6 protein-coding genes are annotated in these 5,222 nt (G+C 67.8%); all 6 read right to left on the minus strand.

Going from position 1 to position 5,222, the window contains the following annotated elements; translation table 11 throughout:
- A partial coding sequence (locus I71_RS01640; RefSeq protein WP_244433556.1) for a methyl-accepting chemotaxis protein occupies positions 1-972 on the minus strand: 972 nt, incomplete at its 3' end.
- A gap of 137 nt (positions 973-1,109) precedes the next feature.
- The gene (locus I71_RS38105) at positions 1,110-1,253 is read right to left on the minus strand and encodes a hypothetical protein (RefSeq protein ID WP_159107333.1); all 144 of its coding nucleotides are present in this window, start codon (positions 1,251-1,253) and stop codon (positions 1,110-1,112) included.
- 110 nt (positions 1,254-1,363) lie between these two features.
- Positions 1,364-2,392, minus strand: coding sequence for a methyl-accepting chemotaxis protein (locus I71_RS40425; protein ID WP_280109834.1), 1,029 nt, complete (start codon positions 2,390-2,392; stop codon positions 1,364-1,366).
- Positions 2,392-2,628 (minus strand): hypothetical protein, encoded by a 237-nt coding sequence (locus I71_RS39315; protein WP_244433557.1) that lies wholly within the window; start codon positions 2,626-2,628, stop codon positions 2,392-2,394. The genes I71_RS40425 and I71_RS39315 overlap by 1 nt, the downstream gene beginning before the upstream one ends.
- A 67-nt stretch (positions 2,629-2,695) precedes the next feature.
- The gene (locus I71_RS01650) at positions 2,696-3,220 is read right to left on the minus strand and encodes a PAS domain-containing protein (RefSeq protein ID WP_042689323.1); all 525 of its coding nucleotides are present in this window, start codon (positions 3,218-3,220) and stop codon (positions 2,696-2,698) included.
- 243 nt (positions 3,221-3,463) lie between these two features.
- A complete protein-coding gene (locus I71_RS01655) occupies positions 3,464-4,849 on the minus strand; it encodes a CRTAC1 family protein (RefSeq protein WP_042689326.1) in 1,386 nt (461 codons plus the stop codon).
- Between the last annotated feature and the right edge of the window lie 373 nt (positions 4,850-5,222).

The raw sequence follows: 5,222 nt of genomic DNA on the forward strand, positions 1-5,222 counted from the left end.
CGAAAGGCGGTTCCTGTCGTCGATGTAGTGGCCCATGGTGCCGGCATTGCGGCGAAGCGGCACCGTCTCGGTCAACAGGCCGCGGCCGTCGGACGAGGCGATGACCCGGTGGCGGGCGTCGAGCAGCAGGCAGCGCGACTTCTCGCGTTCGCCGGCCTCCAGCCGCACCCCCTCGACCACCGCGGCGGCCTGCGGCTCCCAGTCGAAGAAAATGCCGAGCACCCCGATGGCGCCGGCGTCCGACTCGCCGTCGCGGCGGATGGCGGTGGCGTAGGTGGCGACGACGCGGTCGTCCAGGCTGCGGTTGCGGGCGACGTCGCCGACGATGAACTCGCTGCCATTGCGGGTGGCGAGCGCCTGCCGGAACCATGGCTCGTCCGACACATTGGCGCCACGGGCACCGGGATAGCGGTCCGGCCGGCCGTTGGCGATGACGGTCCCATTGCGGTCGGCGATCCAGAGGTCGAGATAGACGGTGTAGGATTCCAGGATCACGCCCAGCCGCCGCGAGGCATGGCGGCGGGCCTCCTCCGTCGGGTCGGAGGCACATTCGACCACCGCGCTGTCGGTCGCCCACCAGCGCACATCGCAGGACCGCTCATACAGATTGCGGTCGATGATTTCGATCATGTTGAGCGACAGGTCGGCCAGCCGCTTGCCGTGCATCTCCTGCACCATGGCACTGCCGGTGGTGGTCAGATGATCGACGCGGGCGACGATCTCCGACCGCAACTCCTTGGTGATGCTGTTGACCTGGGTCGAGATCTCCGACACCTCGTTGGCGACGACCGCGAAGCCACGCCCGGCATCGCCGGCCCGCGCCGCCTCGATCAGGGCATTCATGGCCAGCATCTTGGTGCGCCGGGTGATGTCCTCGATCAAGGACACCTTCTTCGACGCACCATCCAGAACGCCCCGCGACAACTCGAACAGATCGGTGCCCGCCATGCTCATCGTGTTGTCCCCCGTCATGACCGTCCGTGGATCCCCCAATCAAAAGCCGTGCCAACGGTTGCCGAACTTCACCCGAACGCCCCGCCCTCCCGGATTCCGCGGCACTTGGCCGCGGATGGCCAGTCGATGCCCGCCCCTGTGGGGAACTCCTGCAGCTAAGCTGCTGAAACAGCAGGCATGCCGGCATTGGGTTGCTCAAAATGTTGCAGATTTTCCATCGGCGCGGCGCTCATGTTGCGTACACGTAACATCAATTCTTCGCAAATTCGCAACAAAAAATCCATTTCGCGGCGCAGCACGCCAGATCAATTCCACTTTGCGGAATCCCATTCACACGTCATGCACATTCGCCGGGCAATCGGTGTGAACAGTTCCGCTGCACCGCAAGATGGCATATCCCGATATGCCGTCATGCAACGCGGTGCATCTCATCCAGGAATTGCTGGACCTCGCGGGTCAGCCGGTCGGCCTCGGCAACCATGCGCCCGGACGCGGCGAACACCTCGTGCGCGGTGCCGCTGGTGCGGCCGGCCGCATCGGTCACGTCCTGGATGTCATCGGACACCGCACGGGTGCCGGCGGCCGCCTGCTCCATGTTCACCAGAATTTCGCGCACGGCGGATCCCTGCTGCTCGATTCCAGCACTGATGCCGGCGGCGATCTGGTTGATGGAATGGATGGTCCGGCCGATGCCGACGATGGAGGTCACCGCCTCGCCGGTGGAGGATTGGATGCCGGCGATCTGCGCGGCGATGTCGCCGGTGGCCTTGGCGGTCTGGTCGGCCAGCCGCTTGACCTCCTGCGCCACGACGGCGAAGCCCTTGCCCGCCTCGCCGGCCCGGGCTGCCTCGATGGTGGCGTTCAGCGCCAGCAGGTTGGTCTGGCTGGCGATGTCGTTGATCAGGGTGACGACGTCACCCACCGTGCGCGCGGCGCCCGACAGGGTGCCCACGAGTGCATTGGAGCGCTCGGCCTCGTCGGCGGCGGTTTCGGCGACGCGGGCGACCTCGCCGATCTGACGGGCGATCTCGGCGATGGAGGCCGACAGTTCCTCCGTCGCGACGGCGACGCTGCCGACATTGCTGCCGGTCTGGGCCGCGGAGGCGGCAACCGACGACGCTTTGCCGGTGGCCTGGGTCGCATCCGTCTCCATGGTGCGGGCCGAGACCTCCAGCCGATGGGCGGTGTCGGCCACCTCGCTGCACACGCTCTTGATCTGGTCCTCGAAGCGCCGGGTCACGCCGGCGAATCCCGCCACCTTCTGCGAGATGCTGTCGGTCGCCGCGTTGATGGTGCGGCTGGCGTGCAGGAAGCCACCCTGCATGCCGCGCAGCACGATGCGGCGGAAATACTTGTGTTCCGATACCGCGTGCATGGAGGCGGTGGCCTCGCGCATGAAGGCATCGGTGCGGTCGATGGCATCGTTGGTTGCGTGCATCAGTCGCCCAGCGCGCCGCCTTCGTGGATGCCGATCACCCGCGCCTCGAAATCGCCGGCGGCGACCGCGCGGTTCACCCGGGTCAACCGGTCGACCGCCGCGCAGGCCCGGCGCAGGAACAGCAGCGCCCCGCCCAGCGCCGCCAGCCCGGCCACGGCCAGCCCGGCGCGCAGCGCAATTCCGCCCAGCCCCAGCAGATCGACCGCCAGAAGCACGGCCAGCGACAGCGCGCCCAATGCGGCAAGGCCGCCGGCCCTGCCGAGGGAGGATGGCTTCGGGGACAATGGTCTCGGAGGCGATGGCTTAAAGGGAGAAGACGAATTCGTCATACCCGATCCCCTTTTCCGCCAGCAGGGCGAGGACGGCGGCGAATGCCGCCTCCATCCCCTGCTTGCGGTCGGCATGGCTGGTCTCGATGTCCAGGAGCTGGCGGTAGAGTGGAACGACCTTGTCCACGGCCGACCGCTCCGGCACCCGGCGGGAGGAGTGGTAGCCGATCACCCGCCCGTCGGCGTCGAAACTCGGCGTGACATGGGCGAAGACCCAGTAATGGTCGCCATTGTGGGCGCGGTTGACCACATAGGCGAAGATCTCGTTGCCCGCGGCCAGCGTGTCCCACAGCAGCTTGAAGACGCAGCGCGGCATGTCGGGATGGCGGACGATGGAATGCGGAGCGCCCATCAACTCCGCCTCGTCATAGCCGGCGACCCGTTGGAACACCCGATTCGCATAGGTGATCCGCCCTTTCAGGTCGGTCTTGGAAACGATGACTTCATCCGGATCGAAGAAGCGTTCCACCCCCGTCAGAGGGACGTCGCGTCGTGCCATGTGCCTTCCGGTCTCCCGCTTCCGAAACCCGCGCGCTGTCACGCGCCCGATTGCAGGGAGACTCGGCGGCGGGAACGGAATATGTCCGAAACGACATGCCGCGCGATCTCCCGCACCACGGGCGCCGCAACGAAATGCACTGTAATGTGACAGAAGCCGACAGGAAAGACCCTACCCATTGCGAGGCCGAAATATTTGGGTAGCCATCATCTCGCCAGTGTCATGGGCGGCGGTCCCGACCGCCTATTCCGGCGGATAGGGAATGGTCAGCAGCCGGTCGGCCGGTGGATTGTCCACCGTCACCACCGTGCCATCGGGCCAGCGCACCTCGACCTGCTCGACCTCATGCACCGGCCCCAGCCCGAAATGCGCGACCGGCTCGCCCTGACAGAGATAGCCGGAGCCGGCGCAGACCGCCCGCCGCTGGCGCCGTCCGCCGGCGATCAGGATGACCACGGCCCCGCGGGCCGGTGCGCCGAAGGGGGTCAGCGGCTGCACGCGCAGCCAGCCGTTGCTGGTGGCCGCCGGACGATAGACGGACAGCGGCTGTGCCACGGACTCGGAGCCGCCATGGCTGTTGCCGTGCGCCAGCACCAGTTCCAGCCGGCCGTCGCCATCGATGTCGGTGGCGATGGCGCCGGTTCCCAGCCCCTTCGGCTCGGCCGCGTCACCCAGCTCCAGCTCCTGCCACTGGTCGTTGCGCCAGCCGAACAGGCGGTTCGGCTCACCATGGGCGTGGAAGAACAGTTCCTCATAGCCGTCATTGTCGAAATCGGCGGCGACGACGGTGAAGATACGGCCGGGCATCGACAGGTCGGCATCGGCCGATTCGATGAAGGCGCCGCCCATGCGCTGGTGAAACAGGCGCTGCGCCCCGTCCCAGGTGCCGACCACCAGATCGAACAGCCCGTCGCCATCGACGTCAAGCGCCGTGACCGCGCGTCCCGACGGGCGGGAATCGGCGATGCCGCGCTCCTCGGCGATCTCCTCGAAATTGCCGTCGCCCAGATTGCGGAACAGCTGGTTGGGGCCGCCGTCGTTGACCGTCACCACATCCATATGGTCGGACACGATCGGCAGAACCGTGACGCCGCGCGCAGCGCCGATGGAGTCCAGCCCGGCCTCCTCCGCGCCATCCTCCAGCCGGCCGCGCCGGGTCAGTTCGTACAGACGCAGGGGACCGCCGTCGGTCGCCACCAGGAAGCCGTAGCGGCCATGGCCCCAGCGGTCGACCGCCGCGACCGCCCCCGCGGCGGTGTGGTTGGCCGCCCCGGCATTCTCCGCCTGCGCGAACAGGTCGATCCAGTGCTTGCCGAAACAGGCGAACAGCCGGTCGGCCATGTCCTTGGTGCCGGTGGCGCGGTCGCAGTTGACGACGTAAAGCTCCTCCCGCCCGTCGCCGTCGATGTCGGCGGCGGCCAGCCCCAGCGCGGGGCCGGTGGGATCGGCGAGCAGCGGTCCGGCAATGTCGACCAGACGGCCATCGACCCATTTCAGGACGAGATTGGCGGTGCGGTAGCCGGCCACGACCAGCTCGAAGGCGCCGTCGCCGTCGATGTCCGTGACCGCAATCCCGTTTGACGGCCGCGGCGGGTTCTCGGCGATCAGCGACGAGCAATCGAGGAACATCGGCACCCTCTTGTCCCGTGGTCGGTCCATCCGCCGTCACCCAGAACTCCGGTCAAGCCAGCATGACCGAGGCAGGCCCTTGGAGCCATTGGGCTTTCGCGCGGTGTATCCCTGTTGATACTCCGTCCCCGGCCGGCCGTAAACCCGGACGGAGGATCAGGAGCGGTCTATGTCCGATGCCGCGTCCCGGACCCGCGCCGGCCGGCAGGCGGCCCCGAAAGCAAAATCCCCCCGGGATGCGGCGGCACCGGAGGGATTTCCGACGGTCGGGCGGCGGGATCGGCTCAGATGCGCTTCTTCCCGGCATTGCCGACGGCGCTGCCGGCAGGCCGCTTGGCTGCGCCGACGTCGTTGCCGGCCGGCTTTTCCGCCG

This window comes from Azospirillum sp. B506 (assembly GCF_000333595.1).
In the GTDB taxonomy this organism is placed as follows: Bacteria; Pseudomonadota; Alphaproteobacteria; order Azospirillales; family Azospirillaceae; genus Azospirillum.